This window comes from Thalassotalea sp. Sam97, from assembly GCF_041379765.1.
In the GTDB taxonomy this organism is placed as follows: domain Bacteria; phylum Pseudomonadota; class Gammaproteobacteria; order Enterobacterales; family Alteromonadaceae; genus Thalassotalea_A; species Thalassotalea_A maritima.
Map to the genome: position 1 here is coordinate 3,050,708 of NZ_CP166919.1, position 21,026 is coordinate 3,071,733.

Below are 21,026 nucleotides of genomic sequence, written 5' to 3' on the forward strand. Positions count from 1 at the left end.
GTTAAATTCGTTTTCGGACCTAGGCTTATTCTTGGTCTAGTTCAATGTTAATACCTAAAGAACGGATTTCTTTAAGTAGTACGTTGAACGACTCAGGCATACCAGGTTCCATACGATGATCACCATCAACAAGGTTCTTGTACATCTTAGTACGACCGTTAACGTCATCCGACTTAACAGTAAGCATCTCTTGTAGGGTGTAGGCAGCACCGTATGCTTCCAGTGCCCATACCTCCATCTCACCGAAACGCTGACCACCGAACTGAGCTTTACCGCCCAACGGTTGTTGCGTAACAAGAGAGTAAGAACCAGTTGAACGGGCGTGCATCTTGTCATCAACCAAGTGGTTAAGTTTCAGCATGTACATGTAACCAACAGTTACAGGACGCTCAAACGCACGGCCAGTACGACCATCATAAAGCGTGAATTGACCGCTTTCTGGCATATCCGCTAAGCGGAATAGCTCTTTGATTTCTTTCTCTGCTGCACCATCAAATGCTGGTGTTGCAATTGGTAGGCCTGCACGTAAGTTATCAGCTAAGCGCATGACTTCATCGTCTGAGAAGTTATCGATATCAACTATTTGACGAGATTCGCCAACTGCGTACACGTCTTTCAAGAATGAACGAAGTTTCGCAAGCTCTTGCTGTTCCTTGATCATGCGATCGATCTTCTCACCGATACCGCGTGCCGCCATACCTAAGTGAGTTTCTAGGATCTGACCGATGTTCATACGTGACGGTACACCTAGTGGGTTAAGTACGATGTCTACCGGCTCACCGTTTTCATCGTAAGGCATGTCTTCTACAGGAACAACGTTAGAGATAACACCCTTGTTACCGTGACGACCCGCCATCTTATCACCTGGTTGTAGGCGACGTTTAACCGCTAAGTACACTTTAACAATCTTTAATACGCCCGGTGCTAAGTCATCACCTTGAGTGATCTTGCGGCGCTTAGCTTCGAACTTCTTCTCGAAGTCTGCTTTGATTGCATCGTATTGCTCAGCAATTTGCTCAAGCTCAGTTTGCTGACCTTCGTCTGCTAAGCTTTGTGTTAGCCACTGGTCACGAGACATGCTGTTTAAGTCTGACTCGTTCATGCCAGCTGTCATTAGCAGCTTCTTAGCACGTGCATAGATGCCGTCTTCTAAAATGCTGAACTCGTCACCCAAGTCTTTCTTAACTTGAGCAAGTTGCATTTCTTCGATTTCAAGGGCACGTTTGTCTTTTTCTACGCCATCGCGAGTAAAGATCTGTACGTCGATGATGGTACCTTGCACTGAGTTAGGTACACGTAGCGAGCTGTCTTTAACGTCAGCAGCTTTTTCACCGAAGATTGCACGTAGAAGTTTTTCTTCAGGAGTAAGTTGTGTTTCACCTTTTGGCGTCACTTTTCCTACTAGGATGTCGCCACCCTTAACTTCTGCACCAATGTATACAACACCTGACTCATCTAGCTTGCTTAATGCAGACTCACCAACGTTTGGAATATCTGAAGTAATTTCTTCAGAACCTAACTTGGTATCACGAGCAATACAGCTTAGCTCTTGAATGTGAATCGTTGTGAAACGGTCTTCTTTGGTTACACGCTCAGAAATCAACATCGAGTCCTCGAAGTTGTAACCATTCCAAGGCATGAACGCGATACGCATGTTTTGACCAAGTGCTAATTCACCCAAGTCAGTCGATGGACCGTCAGCTAGAACATCACCACGTTGTACTGGCTCACCAACGTTACAAGTAGGACGCTGGTTAATACAGGTGTTTTGGTTAGAACGCGTGTATTTGGTTAGGTTGTAGATATCAATACCAGCTTCACCTGGAACCATTTCACTTTCGTTAACACGTACTACGATACGTGACGCATCAACGTAATCAACAACACCACCACGCTTAGCAACTGCAGTTACACCTGAGTCAACAGCGATGGTTTTTTCCATACCAGTACCAACAAGAGGCTTGTCAGCTTTTAATGTTGGAACCGCTTGACGTTGCATGTTGGCACCCATCAATGCACGGTTCGCATCATCGTGCTCAAGGAACGGGATAAGTGATGCTGCCACAGAGATGATTTGCTGTGGAGAAACATCCATATACTGAACTTGATCAGATGACATTAAGGTAAATTCGTTTTTGTGACGACACGGTACAAGACCGTCAACTAGCTTGTTATCAGCATCTACTTCAGCGTTTGCCTGTGCAACCACAAAGTTGCCTTCTTCGATTGCAGATAAGTAGTCGATTTCGTCAGTAACAACACCGTCTACAACACGACGATATGGGGTTTCTAGGAAACCGTAATCGTTAGTACGTGCATAACAAGACAATGAGTTAATCAAACCAATGTTTGGACCTTCAGGAGTCTCGATTGGACAAACACGACCATAGTGAGTTGGGTGAACGTCTCGAACCTCGAAGCCTGCGCGTTCACGAGTCAAACCACCTGGGCCTAACGCTGAGATACGACGCTTGTGCGTTACTTCTGAAAGCGGGTTGTTTTGGTCCATAAACTGCGATAGCTGTGATGAACCGAAGAACTCTTTAACCGCTGCAGAAATTGGCTTAGCGTTAATTAAATCTTGTGGCATTACTGCATCAAGATCACCAAGAGATAAACGCTCACGAACGGCACGTTCAACACGTACTAAACCTACGCGGAACTGGTTCTCAGCCATTTCACCTACAGAACGAATACGACGGTTACCTAAGTGGTCGATATCGTCCACTTCACCTTTACCATCACGGATCGAGATAAGGGTCTTCATTACATCGATGATGTCGTCGTTAGATAGAACGCCTTCGCCAGTTGATTCGCTACGACCAACACGACGGTTAAACTTCATACGACCAACGCTTGATAAATCGTAACGCTCATCTGAGAAGAATAAGTTATCAAATAACGCTTCGGCAGCTTCTTTCGTTGGTGGCTCACCAGGGCGCATCATACGGTAAATTTCAACAAGCGCGTCTAGACGATTTGTTGAGCTATCGATGCGTAAAGTGTCTGACATGTATGAACCACAATCGAATTCATTCATGTACAGAGTATCTAGTGATTTGTAACCCGCTTGAACAAGTTCAGCAACAAGCTCTAACGTAAGTTCAGTGTTTGCTTCTGCAACTAACTCACCTGTGCTCTTGTTGACGTAATCTTTAGCTAGCACGCGACCAACGATGTAATCTGGTGGTACTTCTAACGTTTCTACGTTCTCTTTCGCTAGATCACGGATGTGACGAGCGGTAATACGACGGCCTTGCTCAACTAAGATATCGCCATTCGGCATCTTGATATCAAACGTTGCTGTTTCACCACGTAGACGTTCTGGAACCAATTCCATAACGACTTTATTCTTTTTGATGTCAAAACGTGTTGTGGTGTAGAACATCGCCAGAATTTCTTCTGTGCTGTACTCAAGTGCACGTAGGATGATCGACGCAGGTAACTTACGACGACGGTCAATACGTACGAATAAGTTATCTTTTGGATCAAACTCGAAATCCAACCATGAACCACGGTAAGGGATAACGCGTGCGTTATAAAGCACTTTACCTGACGAGTGGGTTTTACCCTTGTCATGATCAAAGAATACACCAGGAGAACGGTGTAATTGTGAAACAATAACACGCTCAGTACCATTGATAACAAACGTACCGTTTTCTGTCATCAATGGGATTTCGCCCATATATACTTCTTGTTCTTTAATATCTTTTACGGTACCTGCTGCGGCTTCTTTATCGTAAATTACAAGACGTAATTTAACGCGTAAAGCTGCAGAATAGGTAACACCACGGATTTGACATTCTTTAACGTCAAATAATGGCTCACCTAAACGGTAGCTAACGTATTGTAACTCTGAGTTACCAGAATAACTTTTGATTGGGAATACACTACGGAAAGCGGCTTCTAAACCTACTGTACCCGTTTCGTCGATATCAATAAACTTGCGGAAAGATTCGAGTTGGATAGACAACAGGAATGGATAGTCCATTACCTGAGCGCTCTTACCAAAATCCTTACGAATACGCTTCTTCTCAGAATAAGAGTAAACCATGGGTTCCTCATCTTGCTCGTTATGGCCAACCTGATACTGGGGTTAGTATCAGGAGTAAATCTTGTAAAACACTAAGCAAATATCTCTTGGCTTATTTGCTTAACATTTACCGTCAATCCTTATATAAAAAAAAACCTCAACTGACGAAAAAATCAACAGTTGAAAACTTTTTTCTTTTAAGAACCGGTGTTTACGCTAAAGAGACGGTAACTTTAAACACTAACAAGTTAACATAAAAAAAACAATCTCTTTTAGCGCAAAAAGGCCGGTGACATTTATCACCAGCCATTGCCTAAATTAGGCAGCTAATCTGTAAGTATACAGATTACTTGATAGCAACAGTTGCGCCTGCTTCTTCAAGTTCAGCTTTAAGAGCTTCAGCTTCTTCTTTAGAAACGCCTTCTTTAAGAGCTTTAGGAGCTGATTCAACAACTTCTTTAGCTTCTTTAAGACCAAGACCAGTAGCACCACGTACTGCCTTGATAACAGCAACTTTGTTACCACCGAAGCTTTCTAGAACTACGTCGAATTCTGTTTGCTCAGCAGCAGCTGCACCAGCGTCAGCAGCAACAGCAACAGCTGCAGCAGCAGAAACACCGAACTTCTCTTCCATTGCTTCAATTAGTTCAACAACTTCCATTACTGACATTTCAGCAACTGCATTTAAGATATCGTCTTTAGAGATAGACATAATCATCTTTCCTATTAAATTTAAACAGCCAATACGCTGTTAGATAAAAACTATATAAATACAAGCTAACAGCGCAATTAAGCTGCTTCTTGCTCTTTCTGATCGCGAACTGCAGCAATAGTGCGTACAAGTTTGCCAGCAGATGCTTCTTTCATTGCGCTCATCAAGCGTGCAATAGCTTCGTCGTAAGTAGGTAGCTTAGCTAGTACTTGTACGTCTACTACGTCACCTTCGTATGCAGCGGTTTTAAGTTCAAAGATATCGTTTTCTTTAGCGAAATCACTGAAAATACGCGCTGCAGCACCTGGGTGCTCGCTTGAGAATGCGATTAGTGAAGGACCAACGAATGAATCTTTCAAACATTCGAATGGAGTACCTTCTACTGCACGACGTGCTAAGGTGTTACGAACGACTTTCATCCATACACCGTTTTCACGTGCTTGCTTACGCAATGCAGTAATCGCTTCAACTGTTACACCGCGCGAGTCGGCAACAACAGCTGAAAGAGCGCCAGAGGCAGCTTCTTGAACTTCAGCAACAATTGCTTTTTTATCATCAAGATTAATAGCCATTGGCTTTAACTCCTGGTTAACCGGTAAACCGGTATTTAACTCTCCCAAGGCATCATCCGCCTTAGGCCTTACGGCGAGAGCCAGAAATTTAGGAAAATATCTGGGTAATCACCATCTACATAGGACATTAAGCAAACCGCACCACACTCATAAAGTGCTTAAGGGTTGGTTTACACCTATGGTCTTTGACGGGAACTGAATTGATAATCAAACCAATCGGTAACATCAATTCAGCACCTACCAAAATTTGAGGGAGCGAATTATAGTTTAAAATTCGCTCACTGTAAACGCTTTATTAGATATCAGACAAAGAGTTTTGAGCGATAGTTACACCAGCACCCATAGTCGTTGAAAGAGATACCTTCTTGAAGTAAGCGCCTTTTGCTTGAGCTGGCTTAGCTTTCTTAAGAGCAGCCAATAAAGCAACTAGGTTTTCTTCAATTTGATTCGCGTCGAAGTCTACCTTACCGATAGTCGAATGGATGATACCATTCTTGTCGTTGCGGTAACGGATCTGACCAGCTTTTGCGTTCTTAACAGCAGTAGCTACGTCTGGAGTTACAGTACCAACTTTCGGGTTTGGCATTAGACCACGTGGACCTAATACTTGACCTAGTTGACCTACAACACGCATCGCGTCTGGAGTTGCGATAACAACGTCGAAGTTCATTTCGCCAGCTTTTACTTGCTCAGCTAGATCTTCCATACCAACGATGTCTGCACCAGCTTCTTTAGCTAGTTCTACGTTAGCGCCCTGTGTGAACACAGCAACACGAACGTCACGGCCAGTACCGTGAGGTAGTACAGTAGCACCACGAACGTTTTGGTCAGATTTACGAGCGTCGATGCCTAGTTTAACTGCAACATCTACAGACTCTTTGAAGTTAGCAGTAGCTAACTCTTTCAATAAAGCGATTGCTTCATTGATTTCGTATTCTTTTAATACGTCTACTTTTTCACGGATTAGACGAGCGCGTTTTGATAATTTAGCCATTGATTAGTCCTCTACTACCAAACCCATTGCACGGGCAGAGCCAGCAATTGTACGCACTGCAGCTTCCATTGAACCAGCAGTTAGATCAGGTTCTTTCATCTTAACGATCTCTTCAAGTTGAGCTGTAGTAACAGTACCAACTTTCTCAGTGTTAGGACGACCTGAACCACTCTTGATACCAGCAGCTTTCTTAAGTAAGTAAGAAGCAGGTGGAGTTTTAGTTTCAAAAGTGAAAGAGCGATCGCTGTAAACAGTAATTACTACTGGAACTGGAGCGCCTTTATCTAAAGAATCTGTACGTGCGTTAAACGCTTTACAGAATTCCATGATGTTTACACCGTGTTGACCTAGAGCAGGACCAACTGGTGGTGACGGGTTAGCTGCACCAGCAGCAACCTGTAGCTTGATTAAAGCTTGGACTTTCTTAGCCATTGTTTAATACCTTATGTTTGGGTGATATCGCTGAAACAAAACAGCTCCCCGGTTAAATAAAATACAGATTCATCTGGAATCCAAACAAATCGGCAGCGGATTATATATTAATCGACAGTTGATTTGCAAGCCTGTCTGTACATTTTTTAGCTTGCTAATATAGAACGCAGCTAAGTTGTTTGTAGAAAGGGTTTTGTGTTCAACCGAACAGGCAGGCTAAAAACGATAAAACGGGCTAAGGTAACCAGCAAAGATATGCCAAATACACATAAAATTTACCGGCTATGTGAAACAGTGGTGTTTGATATCGTCACTCATCAAAGTAACCTGTTCTATTGAAATATCGTGCATCAAGTTGGCGCTGACACATCGATATTTCACAAAGGTTAATGTCCTTTCCGTGGTAAAGCGCAGATAACATTAATGAATGTGACCTAACGTTTCAATAATTGCTCGATATCTTTATTGAGCTGATAACTTGGCTCGGTGACGATCTTTTCTAAGGTTTCAATTCGCTCTCGTATGTTGTTGCAATCCTCATCATTGTGCTTTGCCTTGTTATTGATATTGTCTGGTTGGCCATTAAGTCCTAATTGATATTTTTTATCGAGATAAGCAAGAACGACAATAGCCAAGGTGATAAGAGTCATAAGTATAAATTTCTCTAACATAACGGTCTCCTAATATGATGTGTTACCGTATAGTCTGAAAAAAATATATTTTATTACACTGTAATAAAAATAAAGTTTTAAGGACTTAATAAGTAAACCAGCGACAATTTACATGATCGAGTAATTACGACTTTGCAAATTAGGTTATGGTCGTGATATTTCGTCATCAAGATATTAAGCAAAATGAGCGCTTTAAACAGTTAGGGAAAAAGCTTGAAACCAGACTTCAATCAACTTTGGCATCAGCATCGTACGGGGATTGCGCGACTTGTGATGAGTTATGAGGCTAATCACGACGTTCAAGATGAACTCATTCAAGAAATAGGATTAGCGATATGGCGCTCACTTGAAAAATGCCGCGATGAAGAAAAGATCAAAGCGTTCATTTATCGTATTGCCCACAACCAAGCAATCAATCACGTAAGTCGGCAAGTAAAACAAGTCGACACAACACCACTACCTTGTGAACAACTAGATGCCAATGAAGGTGATCATAAATCTGGTATATATACAGAAAAGCAACACGCATTATTAACAGCGATGCGATCACTACCGATGAATCAAAGGCAGGTTATTAGCTTATTGTTCGAAGGGTTCAGTTATAAACAAATAGCCGATATCACCGGTTTTACTATGTCACATGTTGGGGTGTTAATGAACCGAGGTAAATACAATCTAAAGGAACGATTAGATGAATCATAATGAGCAAAAGGAAGTCGAATTAAATGAAGTTTGGCAATCGATTAGTCACGAAGCTCCCCCTTCTTCGACTCAGCTTGCAAATATTGCAGGTAAAGAAAAAATTAAAAACGCTATTTATTTGGCTGGCGACGTTTTAGGCAACCTAGTATTAGCTGCTTTACTATACGCCGCTTGGCAGCATGACAGGTCGCTTGTCACACTTAGTTGGCTAGGACTCGCCTTAGTTTATGGCGCATTTTTAAGTTGGCAATTCTACAAAATACGAGGTCTAAGCCATCAGGCGTTGCTCGAGAGCACCTCTAGCTACCATGATTACTTAATTAAGCGTGCTCATGGCGACATCAAAGCCGGAAAGCTTTTTAATGTTTCAACGCTGGTGATTACAACAACAATGGTAGTTGTATTTGTGATTGAGCAGTGGTGGTTGGGCCCGCCATTAATTAGTAGTGCAAAGCAATGGCTCTTCTTACTATGCTGGACATTATTCTGGGTGTCGTTAATGGCTTACTACGGCGTCTGGAAAATTCGCCGAGGGCGCCAAGCCCTAGCAAATTTACAAAAAGGCAGTGACGATGGTTAACTATGTTTTGATTATAAAACGCCTAGTATACCTACCAGTAAAATCCAGCAACCTAAAAATAACTTCAAGCGCTGTGCACCTAGCCATATTGCAATGTAGCGAGCTAAGAATGCACCGACTAGGGCACCAGGTGCAGCAAACATTAATACATCGGTATTAATTAACTGTTGGCTAATAAAGTAATAAATACCACTAAGTACAGATAATGCCGATACAATAACCCCGGCAGCGACGGAAAACATCACCGAAAAGCCACGCAGGAGTAAAATAACAGCCAATATCTCACCGACACCAACAGATATCCATGCCGTGATGATACCGCCGATCAAGCTGACAATAGCAATAAGTAGTACTTCACTTATAGTGAGCGCTGTTGCATAGCGATGCGTTGAACGCTTACCAAGATAGGCACAGTGATACAAAACGATCAGACCAAAGATCAATGAAAACCAGCTAAATAAAGTATTGGTTTCAGCAATTGCTGGAATGGGGAAGTATTGTACTAGCCAGATGCCAATTATCGAAAACGGTAAGCTTGCAAAAATTGCTTGGTAAAGTAGCTTGGTGCGCTCAACTTTCTGCTCGTTGTTATCATGAAAAAACAACAACCACGACAGACTGCCCATGCTCATACCAAAACATTGGATAGCGAAGCTCGTGGCAATTACTTCATCGATTTGCATGCCAAGAGCATCAAACGATGGTACGAAAACGACCCCACCACCAGCTCCTGTTGCATTAGCGGCGATGGCCCCACCAATACCAAGAAAGAAAAACCCAAAATAATCACTGATGATATCGATAGGGTTCGCCGATTGCATGAGTAACACAGCCCATAGCGACGCTAGCAATAAACCAGCAAAAAATAATTTGTAACGGAGGTTCTCTGTTAATAGCGCGTACATCAATATCAGCTATGTTAATAAGTGTAGAATATAGAGCGATAGTACCCAATGGTAAGATTGGGCGCAATAACTGGACAGGTAAAAGCAGATACAAAAAAGCCGCGATATACGCGGCTTTTTCCATAACAGATAGTGAGAGTTAGGTTTTCTCTACTTGTGAGAATTCTAATTCTACCGGTGTTGAACGGCCAAAGATAGAAACAGAAACCTTAAGACGGTTCTTTTCATAATCCATTTCTTCAACAACACCATTGAAGTCAGCGAACGGACCATCGATAACACGAACCACTTCACCTGCTTCAAACATTGTCTTAGGACGCGGAGCATCAGTAGACTCATCTAAACGCTGAAGAATACGATCTGCTTCTTGCTTGGTAATTGGCATTGGACGATCAGAGGTACCACCAATAAAACCAAGTACGCGTGGAACACTTTTCACTAAGTGCCATGCTTCTTCGTCCATTGCCATCTCAACTAAAACATAGCCAGGGAAGAATTTGCGAGCGCTCTTGCGCTTTTGACCAGCACGCATTTCAACAACTTCTTCAGTAGGTACTAAAACCTGACCGAACTTGTCTTCCATGCTGTGGATTTTAATGTGTTCTAATAACGTTTTTTGAACGCGAGCTTCGTAGCCAGAAAACGCTTGAACTACATACCATCTTAATTTGATTTCTTCAGACATTCTTTACACCTGTAGAGAAGTTATAAAGCTAACAATTGCGTATAACAGGCTATCTAGGCCCCATAACAACAATGACATAATCAAGGTTGCTACGATTACAATACCCGTAGTCTGTATTGATTCTTGTTTGGTCGGCCATACAACCTTACGTACTTCAGTGCGAGATTCTTTGGCGAAAGTCAAAAATGTGCGACCTTTTTCTGTTTGCATAGCAATTAAACCTGCTACAACTACAGCGGCAACAACACCTAGCGCTCTAAATAACACTGACTCTTCACCGAAATAATAGTTACCAAATACGGCACCAATTAAAAGAGCGAAAACCAAAATCCACTTTACTGTGTCTAGAGAACCACCTTGTGGGGTTTCTGTACTTGCATTCATAACTTCTGACCTGTTCCTGTCAATATCAAGACAAAACCACCCCGCATTTGCGAGGTTTAAAAAATTTGGCAGGGGTGGAGAGACTCGAACTCCCAACCGTCGGTTTTGGAGACCGCCGTTCTACCAATTGGAACTACACCCCTAAACTAAAAGTATCACCAAGATACCGATACACTTGTCATGTGGTTTCTTTGCTTCGAAGGGAAAATTAAGAAATACATGAGAAGTGAAGGGCTATTATACTTAGCTTCTACAATTACTCAAGCGCTATTTAGCATTCTGTTAATAGAAAGTGTTAATAAGTGTTTTCCCGATATGACGTACATGGATGTACTAATGCCGACAGGTCTAGGGAAGAACGTTTTATGTCGGTAACGTACATGGATGTACGAATGCCGACAGGTTCAGGGAAGAACGTTTTATGTCGGTAACGTACATGGATGCACAAATGCCGACAGGTTAGGGACGAACGTTTTATGGCGGTAACGTACATGGAGGTACTAATGCCGACAGGTTCAGGGACGAACGTTTTATGGCGGTAACGTACATGGAGGTACTAATGCCGACAGGTTCAGGGACGAACGTTTTATGTCGGTAACGTACATGGAGGTGCTAATGCCGACAGGTTCAGGGACGTACGCTTTATGGCGGTAACGTACATAGAAGTACTAATGCTGACAGGTTTACGGATGAACGCTTTATGCCTTGGAACTACTCGTGCAATAGTCCTTTTACTTAGACCGTAAAAATAAAAAGAGCAGCCAATGGCTGCTGTTTTTGGCCTGTACGACTCTAACGTCGCGCCAGAGGCTCTCGTCCTTGCTTACTAAAAACAGTCCATTAGGACTGTTTTCTTAACGTGCTCGGTCATCACGGAGCACCGTGAAGCCGGCCGTAAAAACAAAAAGAGCAGCCTATGGCTGCTCTTTCTATAGATGGGTGTTAAAACCTATCGATTACTCGATGATTTTAGATACAACACCAGCACCTACTGTACGACCACCTTCACGGATAGCGAAGCGTAAACCTTCGTCCATCGCGATTGGGTTGATTAGCTCTACAACAAACTTTAAGTTGTCGCCTGGCATTACCATTTCTACACCTTCTGGAAGCTCTACTGCACCAGTGATGTCAGTTGTACGGAAGTAGAACTGTGGACGGTAGCCTTTGAAGAATGGTGTGTGACGACCACCTTCATCTTTAGTTAGTACGTATACTTCTGACTCAAACTTAGTGTGAGGAGTGATTGAACCTGGCTTAGCAAGTACTTGACCACGTTGTACTTCATCACGCTTAGTACCACGAAGAAGAACACCACAGTTCTCACCAGCACGACCTTCGTCAAGAAGCTTACGGAACATTTCAACACCTGTACAAGTTGTTGAAGTAGTGTCTTTGATACCAACGATTTCTACGTCGTCACCTACACGGATGATACCACGCTCAACACGACCTGTTACAACAGTACCACGACCTTGGATTGAGAATACGTCTTCGATTGGTAGGATGAAATCACCATCGATTGCACGCTCTGGCTCTGGAATGTAAGTATCTAAGTGGTTAGCAAGTTCTAGAACTTTCTCTTCCCACTGAGCTTCGCCGTTCAATGCACCTAGTGCTGAACCTTGAACTACTGGTAAGTCATCACCTGGGAAGTCGTATTCAGAAAGAAGTTCACGTACTTCCATTTCTACTAGCTCTAGAAGCTCTTCGTCATCAACCATGTCACATTTGTTCATGAATACGATGATGTAAGGTACACCAACCTGACGAGAAAGTAGGATGTGCTCACGTGTTTGTGGCATTGGACCATCAGTTGCTGCAACTACTAAGATCGCGCCGTCCATTTGAGCAGCACCAGTGATCATGTTTTTAACGTAGTCGGCGTGACCTGGACAGTCTACGTGCGCGTAGTGACGGTCAGCTGTGTCATACTCGATGTGAGAAGTGTTGATTGTGATACCACGCTCACGCTCTTCTGGAGCGTTATCGATTTGTGCGAAATCACGAACTTCACCACCGTGAGTTTTAGTTAGAACTGCAGAAATCGCAGCAGTTAGAGTTGTTTTACCGTGGTCAACGTGGCCGATTGTACCAACGTTAACGTGCGGTTTCGAACGTTCAAATTTTTCTTTAGCCATTTTTCAATTACCTTTAAAAAAGTACAAAAATACTATTTTTGCAGGGCGTGTTACATGCGCATCACCATTTATGATCAGACATTCACGCCAATTTCAAGTTCCAGTTTGCCCTGATCGCAACATTCCTGCCATAACAGCAAGAGATGAATCAACACACCCTAAAAATTTTTACGTTAACAATAAATGATAGACGGTGAAGGAAGGTTCTTCAAAGAGGTTATCAGGAGTGGTGCTAATGGGGAGATTCGAACTCCCGACCTCACCCTTACCAAGGGTGCGCTCTACCAACTGAGCTACATCAGCATCCTGACTTTCTATATGGAGCGGGTGACGGGAATCGAACCCGTTTCTCTAGCTTGGAAGGCTAGGGTAATAGCCAGTATACGACACCCGCGCGTCTATCAGCTATCTTAGCGAATAATGGTGGAGGGAGGTGGATTCGAACCACCGAAGGCAGAGCCGTCAGATTTACAGTCTGATCCCTTTGGCCACTCGGGAACCCCTCCTAATGCTATGCTTCTCACTCAACACGATGAGTGGAATTAATGGTGCCGACTGCCGGAATCGAACTGGCGACCTACTGATTACAAGTCAGTTGCTCTACCAACTGAGCTAAGTCGGCACTGCATTAAGTGATGCGAATTCTAGAGTAATGTTTTACAGCTTGCAATAGCTAATTTTAAAAAAAATTAAGTTTTTTCTCGTTTGCTGATTATTTACTCGACTATGTAATAAAAAGGCTACAATGCGCTGATAATATAAACAATAGTTAACAACTGATATAACGTTTAATACCGCAAAAAACCAAGTCGCTAATAACTTTACCATGAAATTTTCCGGCGTTATTTAAACGCTCGCCGTAACCACCGGTAAATATAAGCATACTATCCGATAACTTTTTCGTCGCACATAAGTCAATGGCTTGGTTAACAACACCAATAGTGGCAGCCCATACCCCGAAGTTGACGTTATCAGAGGTATTGTCACCAAATAATAAGGTTTCAATATCTGCTACTTGACCAAAGACTTTGCTGGTATGTTGAAACAAACTGTTGGCCATCAGCTCAATCCCTGGCACGATCCAACCACCGATGTGCTGTTTATCTGCCGACAAAATATCAATCGTTGTCGCGGTACCCGAGTCGATAATAATCAAGTTACGATTTGGGTACTGCTCCTCTGCACCAACTATAGCAAGCCAGCGATCCACACCCATGGTTTGGTAGTTGCCATAACTATTGTTAATAGCAAATGCTGTTTGTTCAGTTGTCAGCTGACGATAAGCTGTATTGTTTTGCTGACACCAGTTATTCACACTTGTTGCGAACGCATCATTTGCAACGCTAGCCAATAACACTTGCTTGAGTGTTGGTAAACTTGGTAACAGAGCTAAAAAGGCATCTGTGCTATGGCGTTCAATAGTCGATAACACGTCACCATTACTTAGCATGTATTTGACTTGGGTATTTCCTGCATCAATAAATAAATACATAATTAGCCCGCTCTTAAACTAATTTCGCCACCATACACTGGCTGTAGTTTGCCATTCACCTCTAACAATAAAGCACCACTGCTATTTATGCCACGACATATACCAGCCGTTACCTTGTCACCACTGTAAATCGTTATCGCTTGGTTATAGAAATAGTCTTGTCGTTGCCACTCTTCGAGCATTGGCGCTAAACCAGATTGTTGATGTTGCTGCAAGCGAAGACTAATTTGCTTAACAAGACGTGCCGACAATACGTTTCGATCCACACGTGCAGATAGTTGGCGTTGTAAATCAGTCCAGGCTTGGTCAATATCAGCACCAACACTTTCGGGCATTTGCACGTTAAGCCCCAAACCGATAACACAGTGGCCAGGACCAATGCTCTGCCCTTCAAGCTCTACCAGAATACCGGCAATTTTAGCGCCATTAATATAAATATCATTAGGCCACTTTAGCTGGACATCGAGGTTATAATCCATTCTCAGTACATCAGCTACGGCAATACCAACCACGATCGAAATACCCATTGCTGCTGCCATACCTTGCTCTAAATGCCAATACATTGACATGTAAAGGTGTGAGCCAAACGGTGATAGCCATTGTTTGCCACGGCGGCCTCGTCCTGATGACTGATACTCCGAGATACATACCTGCTCGTGCTGAACATTATTAGGCAGGCGGCGCATTAAATATGAATTGGTAGAATCAATTATGGTATGCACTTCAATGCTATTATTAGCCTGTAAGTGTTGCAGATGTTGAGTAATAAGCTTTTGCTCAAGTAACTGGATAGGCTGCGCTAACTTGTATCCTTTACCTTGCACTGAAAATATATCAAGTCCCATCTCACCTAGGGCTTTAATATGCTTAGATATCGCTGTGCGTGATACATGTAATTGCTCTGCAAGATGTTGCCCAGAAACAAACTCTCCTGCGGCAAGTTGCCTAATTAATTCTTCTCGCACGACCTTCGCCATGACAAAACACCTTAATCTTTATCCCGTTATGGAAATTCATGCAATTGCATTTCACCCATTGTGCCAATAAAGCGCACCTCAGGTTGCAATTGAACGGTAAACTTGGCAAACACCTGCTCCTGAACAAACCGTGCCAATTTAATCACATCCTGCCCTGATGCATTGCTTTTATTAATAAGAACCAGCGCTTGCTTAACGTGAACAGCAGCGCCGCCAATTTGTTTGCCTTTTAAATTACATTGGTCGATCAGCCAACCTGCGGCCAGCTTGATGCGCCCATCGGCCTGCTGGTAAGCAGGTATATCAGGGTACTGTTGCTTTATGCAGACATAAGTTGCGTGTTCGACGACAGGGTTTTTAAAAAAGCTCCCAGTATTGGGTAATTGCTTGGGATCAGGCAGTTTACTTTGTCGAATACGAACTACCTCATCAAACACGTGTTGTGGAGTAACGGGCATAGGTAATTGCTTTAAGCCCTGATAAGACAACACCGGTTGCCATTGCTTGGGCAATTTAATGCCAACAGCAACAATGATGCCTTTGTCTTTTAAATCACCTTTAAACACACTATCACGGTAACCAAACTGACAGTGTTGCTTGTTAAGGCGAATTACCTTTCCGGTGGCGATCTCTAGCCAATCAACATACTCACAGACATCGGCAAATTCTACGCCGTATGCACCTATATTTTGAATCGGTGCTGCACCGCAATTACCCGGTATCAAAGCTAAGTTTTCCAAACCAGGCATATCATTGACTAAACAATACTGTACTAGCTCATGCCAATTTTCGCCACTTTGCACGTGTAACAGATAATGTGTCTGCGATTCTTCAATATTAATGCCCTTTAACTGTGGGCAAATTAGCGTACCATGAAAGTCTTCAATGAAGATGGTATTACTGCCGCCACCTAGGATATAAAACGTATCAGGCAACTGTTTTAGCGCTGTCGATAACTCGGCAAGGTTATCGAAAATCTGTAGAGACTGTACCGTATTTTCTATGGCAAAGGTGCTGTAAGGTTTTAACGATTGATTAGCGTATTGCATCGGGATTTTCTTTCGGTAAATGTACTGGCTATTTAACAAGAATTCGTAAAAACAATAAAGGGGCATATGCCCCTTTACTCTGTATAACTACTTGTGAAATGGTTTACTTAAACGATGTACCGCATCGATAAAGTAACCAGCATGTTCAGGATTCACATCAGGGTGAATACCGTGACCAAGGTTAAATACGTGACCAGTACCTTTATCGCCAAAGCCCGATAAAATAGTTTGCACTTCTTGTTCAATGCGCTCTTTTGGCGCATATAACATTGACGGATCCATATTACCTTGCAGCGCCACTTTATCACCTACGCGCTTAACGGCGTCTTCGATATTGATAGTCCAGTCTAAGCCAACTGCATCACACCCCGTTGCTGCAATCGACTCCAACCACATACCACCATTTTTAGTGAATAGAGTAACAGGTACTTTACGACCTTCGTTTTCACGCGTTAAGCCATCGACGATTTTTGCCATGTACTGTAGCGAGAACTCTTTGTACATTGCTGGGCTTAATACACCACCCCAAGTATCAAATACCATTACCGATTGCGCACCGGCAGCGATTTGTGCATTTAAATAAGAAATCACAGAATCCGCTAGCTTGTCTAATAGCAAGTGCAACGTTTGCGGCTCTGCAAACATCATCTTTTTGATTTTGGTAAATGCCTTCGAGCTGCCGCCCTCAACCATATAAGTTGCTAACGTCCATGGGCTACCAGAGAAGCCAATTAATGGTACTTTTCCATCAAGTTCTTTGCGAATTGAGCGAACAGCATTCATTACATATTGCAATTCACCTTCAGGATCAGGGTGACCTATTTTCTTAACATCTGCCGCACAAGTAATTGGGCGTTCAAATTTAGGACCTTCGCCAGTTTCAAAATACAAACCTAAGCCCATGGCATCAGGAATGGTTAAAATATCACTAAACAGAATAGCGGCATCGAGGTCAAAACGACGTAACGGCTGAATCGTTACTTCCGTTGCTAACTCGGTATTACGACACAACGACATAAAGTCGCCTGCATCTTTACGAGTTTCTTTGTACTCTGGCAAATAACGGCCAGCTTGGCGCATCATCCATACAGGGGTATAGTCAACTGGCTGACCTAACAACGCACGTAAATAGGTATCGTTCTTCAATTCTGTCATTTTTTTAAAGCCTTGCAAAAAATTGCCGTCATTCTAACCAAAAGCGGCTAGAGATACTATGACTTGTGACAAACAAACATAAATTTGTCTCATGCTAAGTACGCAACGGAATATAATATTTTAAAAAATCACGATTTTTTCACAACATTTTGTTGCACTTTGTTAAATGCTTTGTTATAAAAATTAACAAGCTTACGAATTAACAATAAGAAGCTAGTTGAACTAGACCATACAGCGAGCATTTCAGGCCTTACTTGTAAGGCCTTTTTATTTTTACTCTCTAGTTAATGTTCTCGAACCTGAAAACTGCTCACTCCTTTACTTAACCTTATTGGTAGTTGCAACTGTTGGTTAATCACTGACAACATACAGATAGCCATGATGACAAGATATTGCGCCCATGTTCCGGCTTTTTCTTTTTCTATTGAGTTTCGTGTTTGCTAGCCAAGCGTTAGCTTTGGGAAAGGAAGCACACCAGCTTGTTTGCCAACTTGCCTTCGAAACACTGCCACCGACTGCACAGCAACAGATAAACAAAATCGTCAGTAATGTACCAAGCAAGGAACGTTACCGGATCAATCGCTATTTACAGCGGGAAGATAACGCGCCTATCCGTTTTACCCATCTATGTAATTGGGCCGACGCCATCAAAGGCGACAATAGCTTTCAGCGTTACAACTCATGGCACTACGCCAATATGCCAAGGCGCGCCATAACTATTAATGATATGTACTGTCAGCAAAAAAAATTCTGCCTTATTTCAGCAATAGAGTTTCATTTAGGGCAATTGGCTAGCACCTCAATGCCACACAAGCGCTGGCAGCCTTTGGCGTTCTTGGGACATTGGCTTGGCGATCTTCATCAGCCATTGCATCTTGGATTTTACGATGACAGAGGCGGTAATCGTATCCCGATCAACAGCAAACTGGATAACTGTCGTAACCTTCATGCCTTATGGGATTACTGTTTGTTGGCACTGTTAACCAAGGTCGACTTTGCCGTGATATACCTTAGCTTAGCCCTAGATGTGACATCAGCCGAGAAGATAGATATTAGCGCCTGGGCCTTTGAAACAGCTCAACTCACCAGAGCAACGAATATCGGCTACTGTACGATGAAGCAAAACGTATGCCATCCGCCACTAACAGCGGTCTTGTTTAACTCACAATACCTTAACGACAATAAAACGCTTTATATTCAGCAGCTCATTAGGGCAGCCAAGCGTTTGAATGGTGTATTGCAAAGACATTTGTAGTCATGCCATAGACGCTTTAATTAACCCTGCGATCATTACCCAATACCCCTTATTAACTTTGCCCAATACAGTACATTCTGAGTAGGGATTTATTAAGGCTGTGACAACACTGCAAACTCTAATTAAAACAAGATCAAGATAATCAACAGCTTAAAAAAACAACAAAATAAATGTTGCATTTTGGTTAATTTTTGAGTTTTATAAAGGTAATGACAACCTCAAAAACCGTGTTGGAGGGAACATGCTTACACAGCTTGAACGGGCACAACAACAATGGGGCGGCTCGCATAGCGCAATCGATAATTGGCTGGCAGAGCGACAAGCCGTGTTGGTTGCCTACTGCCAACTAGCAGGTTTACCTCCATATGAGCAAACAGACAAAGTACTACCCAACCAAACGGACGTGCAGGCGTTTTGTCAATTATTGATGGATTACCTTTCCGCTGGTCATTTTGAAGTCTACGACCAACTGGTCGCAAGGTGTAAGGAGAATGGCCCGCAGTCATTAGCGTTGGCACAACGTATTTATCCGCAAATCGCAAAATCTACCGATATAGCCCTCGCCTTCAATGATAAGTACGCTGAAGTCGCCAGCGCCGACGATTTAGAAGATATCGATGGACAACTGTCAGAACTTGGACAAATGCTAGAAGAGCGGTTTGAGCTGGAAGATACTCTCATCGAAGAGCTGTATAACCGCAAGCCATAATGAGTCATCGTTCATGACAAAAAAATACCGGACATTGTCCGGTATTTTTGTTTAAACAGCTCATGCTAAATAGAAAGCATTAAGATGCTGGCGTTTCTTCTTGTGCTGCGCTAACGATATCCAGAAGCTCTACTTCAAAAATTAACGTTGCATTACCAGGAATCGTTTGGCCTGCACCTTGCTCACCGTAACCTAACTCTGCAGGAATAAAGAACTTGTAGTGTGAACCTACGCTCATCAGCTGCACACCTTCAGTCCAACCCTTAATAACGCGGTTTAACGGAAATTCAATTGGTTGGTTACGAGCATATGAACTGTCAAATTCAGTACCATCGATTAGGGTACCTTTGTAGTGTACTTTAACCGTATCGGTTGCTGCTGGCTTAGCGCCTTCGCCCTGTTTGATAACTTGATACTGCAAGCCAGAATCTGTTACAACAACGCCATCTACTTTAGCGTTTTCAGCTAAAAACGCTGCGCCTTCTGCTGCTGCCGCTTCACGTTCTTTTGACGCAAGTGCATCACGCTTTTCACGAGCCTGGGTATCAAGCGCCATTAATAGATCTTGCATTTGTTGTTCGTCAAACTGACCTTTACCAGACAAGGTTTCTTGAAAACCAGCAAAAATCAGCTCTTTGTCTAAGTTAATGTCTAGCTTTGCTTGCTCTTCTAGGTTTTTGTTCATGTAATTGCCAATTGACGCACCTAGTGCATATGACTGCTTTTGTAGATCCGTTTCTAATGTTACTGGCTTTTCTTCAGCTTTTTCAGTACATGCAGCCAAAGCCATTACAGCAACAGCAACAAGCGTTGGTTTTGTTATAAGTTTCATATGTTTCTCCATAACATCGTAAATAAGGAGAATACTCCAAATTACACGGTTTATATTTTTTAAAATCACTTAATACTAGCGACTATTACGTCATATTAACAGACCTTAGACACCGCTTTATTGGAAAATAGTAACCATTTTCGTATCAATAACACGCTGGATGGTAATTTAGGTTTATCTTAATCGCTGCTTTAGCGATAATGGCGCAAACTTGGTATTTGGCAGGTAACCCATGAGTACAGAGCAAGCCTTAATAGAGCAACTGCAAAATCGTATCGATAATTTGGAAGCGAAAGTCGCTTTCCAAGATGATGTGATTGAAAAATTAAATGTGGAAATAACGTTCCATCAAGACAACCTTCGACAGCTTAATGATCAAATGCGTTTGGTTATCGACAAAGTAAAAAGCATGAACGTATCGACGATAGCGCGTCAAGAAGATGAAACACCACCACCGCATTATTAATGTGGTGGCAATGATTAGGGTTTAAATACTCCAATGACGGTTTCGTCACTGCGTACTTGCGGAGCAACTTGTTCTTCTGGCTGGGTCATTTCCATACCACAGGCAACGCAGCTGACTTTTTCTACACCGTTTTCTTTGGTTAACGCCAGAGTATCCATCTTTTGACATTTTGGGCACGTTGCCCCTGCGATAAATCGTTTTTTCATAAGATAAGAGCTATAAGATGTTAAGCTTTGCTGCGTCACGCAGCGCGATAGTCGCAATTGTACTCGCTTTAGGC

General features: G+C 42.7%; 21 protein-coding genes and 5 tRNA genes. 5 read left to right on the plus strand and 21 right to left on the minus strand.

The genetic code is table 11. From position 1 onward, the window contains the following. Positions 1–25: 25 nt before the first annotated feature. The 6 genes from rpoB to ACAX20_RS13655 form a co-directional block, all read right to left on the minus strand. A complete protein-coding gene (gene rpoB, locus ACAX20_RS13630) occupies positions 26–4,054 on the minus strand; it encodes a DNA-directed RNA polymerase subunit beta (protein ID WP_371187055.1) in 4,029 nt (1,342 codons plus the stop codon). A gap of 325 nt (positions 4,055–4,379) precedes the next feature. Further along, positions 4,380–4,745 carry a 50S ribosomal protein L7/L12 gene (gene rplL / locus ACAX20_RS13635; RefSeq protein ID WP_290252152.1) on the minus strand — a complete coding sequence of 122 codons (366 nt, stop codon included), beginning with the start codon at positions 4,743–4,745 and terminating at the stop codon, positions 4,380–4,382. Between the two features lie 77 nt (positions 4,746–4,822). Beyond that, positions 4,823–5,317: a 50S ribosomal protein L10 gene (gene rplJ, locus ACAX20_RS13640; protein WP_371187057.1), complete on the minus strand. Its 495-nt coding sequence runs from the start codon at positions 5,315–5,317 to the stop codon at positions 4,823–4,825. Between the two features lie 295 nt (positions 5,318–5,612). Further along, a complete protein-coding gene (rplA, locus tag ACAX20_RS13645) occupies positions 5,613–6,311 on the minus strand; it encodes a 50S ribosomal protein L1 (protein WP_371187059.1) in 699 nt (232 codons plus the stop codon). 3 nt (positions 6,312–6,314) lie between these two features. Then, entirely contained in the window at positions 6,315–6,743 is a 429-nt protein-coding gene (gene rplK / locus ACAX20_RS13650) for a 50S ribosomal protein L11 (RefSeq protein ID WP_371187061.1), read from the minus strand. A gap of 434 nt (positions 6,744–7,177) precedes the next feature. Beyond that, complete coding sequence (locus ACAX20_RS13655) at positions 7,178–7,414, minus strand: hypothetical protein (protein WP_371187063.1); 237 nt, start codon at positions 7,412–7,414, stop codon at positions 7,178–7,180. 213 nt (positions 7,415–7,627) lie between these two features. Between ACAX20_RS13655 and ACAX20_RS13660 the strand changes: the two genes are divergently transcribed. Next, entirely contained in the window at positions 7,628–8,116 is a 489-nt protein-coding gene (locus tag ACAX20_RS13660) for an RNA polymerase sigma factor (RefSeq protein ID WP_371187065.1), read from the plus strand. Continuing rightward, complete coding sequence (locus ACAX20_RS13665) at positions 8,106–8,696, plus strand: hypothetical protein (RefSeq protein WP_371187067.1); 591 nt, start codon at positions 8,106–8,108, stop codon at positions 8,694–8,696. Before ACAX20_RS13660 ends, ACAX20_RS13665 begins: the two co-directional genes overlap by 11 nt. 11 nt (positions 8,697–8,707) lie before the next feature. On the opposite strand, the gene ACAX20_RS13670 is transcribed toward ACAX20_RS13665, so the two are convergent. From ACAX20_RS13670 to hemE, 13 genes are all read right to left on the minus strand, one after another. After that, complete coding sequence (locus tag ACAX20_RS13670; protein ID WP_371187068.1) at positions 8,708–9,601, minus strand: sulfite exporter TauE/SafE family protein; 894 nt, start codon at positions 9,599–9,601, stop codon at positions 8,708–8,710. Positions 9,602–9,740: 139 nt separating this feature from the next. Next, positions 9,741–10,286: a transcription termination/antitermination protein NusG gene (nusG, locus tag ACAX20_RS13675; protein WP_371187070.1), complete on the minus strand. Its 546-nt coding sequence runs from the start codon at positions 10,284–10,286 to the stop codon at positions 9,741–9,743. A gap of 3 nt (positions 10,287–10,289) precedes the next feature. Next, the gene (secE, locus tag ACAX20_RS13680; RefSeq protein ID WP_371187072.1) at positions 10,290–10,670 is read right to left on the minus strand and encodes a preprotein translocase subunit SecE; all 381 of its coding nucleotides are present in this window, start codon (positions 10,668–10,670) and stop codon (positions 10,290–10,292) included. A 66-nt stretch (positions 10,671–10,736) separates the two neighbouring features. After that, positions 10,737–10,813 (minus strand) — tRNA-Trp (locus ACAX20_RS13685). 813 nt (positions 10,814–11,626) lie between these two features. Beyond that, the gene (gene tuf, locus ACAX20_RS13690) at positions 11,627–12,811 is read right to left on the minus strand and encodes an elongation factor Tu (protein ID WP_371187036.1); all 1,185 of its coding nucleotides are present in this window, start codon (positions 12,809–12,811) and stop codon (positions 11,627–11,629) included. A gap of 227 nt (positions 12,812–13,038) precedes the next feature. After that, positions 13,039–13,114: transfer RNA gene (locus ACAX20_RS13695), tRNA-Thr, on the minus strand. Between the two features lie 16 nt (positions 13,115–13,130). Then, a tRNA-Gly gene (locus ACAX20_RS13700) sits at positions 13,131–13,205 on the minus strand. Positions 13,206–13,232: 27 nt separating this feature from the next. Continuing rightward, a tRNA-Tyr gene (locus ACAX20_RS13705) sits at positions 13,233–13,317 on the minus strand. Positions 13,318–13,357: 40 nt separating this feature from the next. Further along, positions 13,358–13,433 (minus strand) — tRNA-Thr (locus ACAX20_RS13710). A 147-nt stretch (positions 13,434–13,580) separates the two neighbouring features. Further along, the gene (locus ACAX20_RS13715; RefSeq protein WP_371187074.1) at positions 13,581–14,303 is read right to left on the minus strand and encodes a type III pantothenate kinase; all 723 of its coding nucleotides are present in this window, start codon (positions 14,301–14,303) and stop codon (positions 13,581–13,583) included. Between the two features lie 2 nt (positions 14,304–14,305). Further along, positions 14,306–15,280, minus strand: coding sequence for a bifunctional biotin--[acetyl-CoA-carboxylase] ligase/biotin operon repressor BirA (birA, locus tag ACAX20_RS13720; protein ID WP_371187076.1), 975 nt, complete (start codon positions 15,278–15,280; stop codon positions 14,306–14,308). 26 nt (positions 15,281–15,306) lie between these two features. After that, complete coding sequence (gene murB, locus ACAX20_RS13725; RefSeq protein ID WP_371187078.1) at positions 15,307–16,329, minus strand: UDP-N-acetylmuramate dehydrogenase; 1,023 nt, start codon at positions 16,327–16,329, stop codon at positions 15,307–15,309. Between the two features lie 87 nt (positions 16,330–16,416). Next, a complete protein-coding gene (gene hemE, locus ACAX20_RS13730; protein WP_371187080.1) occupies positions 16,417–17,484 on the minus strand; it encodes a uroporphyrinogen decarboxylase in 1,068 nt (355 codons plus the stop codon). 457 nt (positions 17,485–17,941) lie between these two features. Between hemE and ACAX20_RS13735 the strand changes: the two genes are divergently transcribed. Together ACAX20_RS13735 and rsd are read left to right on the plus strand one after the other, a co-directional pair. Beyond that, positions 17,942–18,739, plus strand: coding sequence for a S1/P1 nuclease (locus ACAX20_RS13735; protein WP_371187082.1), 798 nt, complete (start codon positions 17,942–17,944; stop codon positions 18,737–18,739). 241 nt (positions 18,740–18,980) lie between these two features. Further along, complete coding sequence (gene rsd, locus ACAX20_RS13740) at positions 18,981–19,448, plus strand: sigma D regulator (protein ID WP_371187084.1); 468 nt, start codon at positions 18,981–18,983, stop codon at positions 19,446–19,448. Between the two features lie 79 nt (positions 19,449–19,527). Here the strand turns inward: rsd and fkpA are convergent, their stop codons facing one another. Further along, the gene (gene fkpA, locus ACAX20_RS13745; RefSeq protein ID WP_371187086.1) at positions 19,528–20,280 is read right to left on the minus strand and encodes an FKBP-type peptidyl-prolyl cis-trans isomerase; all 753 of its coding nucleotides are present in this window, start codon (positions 20,278–20,280) and stop codon (positions 19,528–19,530) included. Between the two features lie 232 nt (positions 20,281–20,512). On the opposite strand from fkpA, the gene ACAX20_RS13750 reads away from it, so the two are divergent. Continuing rightward, the gene (locus tag ACAX20_RS13750; protein WP_371187088.1) at positions 20,513–20,746 is read left to right on the plus strand and encodes a SlyX family protein; all 234 of its coding nucleotides are present in this window, start codon (positions 20,513–20,515) and stop codon (positions 20,744–20,746) included. A gap of 14 nt (positions 20,747–20,760) precedes the next feature. Here ACAX20_RS13750 and ACAX20_RS13755 read toward each other — a convergent pair whose 3' ends face one another. Further along, positions 20,761–20,952 carry a YheV family putative zinc ribbon protein gene (locus ACAX20_RS13755; protein ID WP_371187089.1) on the minus strand — a complete coding sequence of 64 codons (192 nt, stop codon included), beginning with the start codon at positions 20,950–20,952 and terminating at the stop codon, positions 20,761–20,763. Between the last annotated feature and the right edge of the window lie 74 nt (positions 20,953–21,026).

Coding starts and splice junctions, on each gene's coding strand:
- rpoB (WP_371187055.1), bottom strand. CDS start 4,054: ATGGTTTACTCTTATTCTGAGAAGAAGCGTATTCGTAAGGATTTTGGT.
- rplL (WP_290252152.1), bottom strand. CDS start 4,745: ATGTCTATCTCTAAAGACGATATCTTAAATGCAGTTGCTGAAATGTCA.
- rplJ (WP_371187057.1), bottom strand. CDS start 5,317: ATGGCTATTAATCTTGATGATAAAAAAGCAATTGTTGCTGAAGTTCAA.
- rplA (WP_371187059.1), bottom strand. CDS start 6,311: ATGGCTAAATTATCAAAACGCGCTCGTCTAATCCGTGAAAAAGTAGAC.
- rplK (WP_371187061.1), bottom strand. CDS start 6,743: ATGGCTAAGAAAGTCCAAGCTTTAATCAAGCTACAGGTTGCTGCTGGT.
- ACAX20_RS13655 (WP_371187063.1), bottom strand. CDS start 7,414: ATGTTAGAGAAATTTATACTTATGACTCTTATCACCTTGGCTATTGTC.
- ACAX20_RS13665 (WP_371187067.1), top strand. CDS start 8,106: ATGAATCATAATGAGCAAAAGGAAGTCGAATTAAATGAAGTTTGGCAA.
- ACAX20_RS13670 (WP_371187068.1), bottom strand. CDS start 9,601: ATGTACGCGCTATTAACAGAGAACCTCCGTTACAAATTATTTTTTGCT.
- nusG (WP_371187070.1), bottom strand. CDS start 10,286: ATGTCTGAAGAAATCAAATTAAGATGGTATGTAGTTCAAGCGTTTTCT.
- secE (WP_371187072.1), bottom strand. CDS start 10,670: ATGAATGCAAGTACAGAAACCCCACAAGGTGGTTCTCTAGACACAGTA.
- tuf (WP_371187036.1), bottom strand. CDS start 12,811: ATGGCTAAAGAAAAATTTGAACGTTCGAAACCGCACGTTAACGTTGGT.
- ACAX20_RS13715 (WP_371187074.1), bottom strand. CDS start 14,303: ATGTATTTATTTATTGATGCAGGAAATACCCAAGTCAAATACATGCTA.
- birA (WP_371187076.1), bottom strand. CDS start 15,280: ATGGCGAAGGTCGTGCGAGAAGAATTAATTAGGCAACTTGCCGCAGGA.
- murB (WP_371187078.1), bottom strand. CDS start 16,329: ATGCAATACGCTAATCAATCGTTAAAACCTTACAGCACCTTTGCCATA.
- hemE (WP_371187080.1), bottom strand. CDS start 17,484: ATGACAGAATTGAAGAACGATACCTATTTACGTGCGTTGTTAGGTCAG.
- rsd (WP_371187084.1), top strand. CDS start 18,981: ATGCTTACACAGCTTGAACGGGCACAACAACAATGGGGCGGCTCGCAT.
- fkpA (WP_371187086.1), bottom strand. CDS start 20,280: ATGAAACTTATAACAAAACCAACGCTTGTTGCTGTTGCTGTAATGGCT.
- ACAX20_RS13750 (WP_371187088.1), top strand. CDS start 20,513: ATGAGTACAGAGCAAGCCTTAATAGAGCAACTGCAAAATCGTATCGAT.
- ACAX20_RS13755 (WP_371187089.1), bottom strand. CDS start 20,952: ATGAAAAAACGATTTATCGCAGGGGCAACGTGCCCAAAATGTCAAAAG.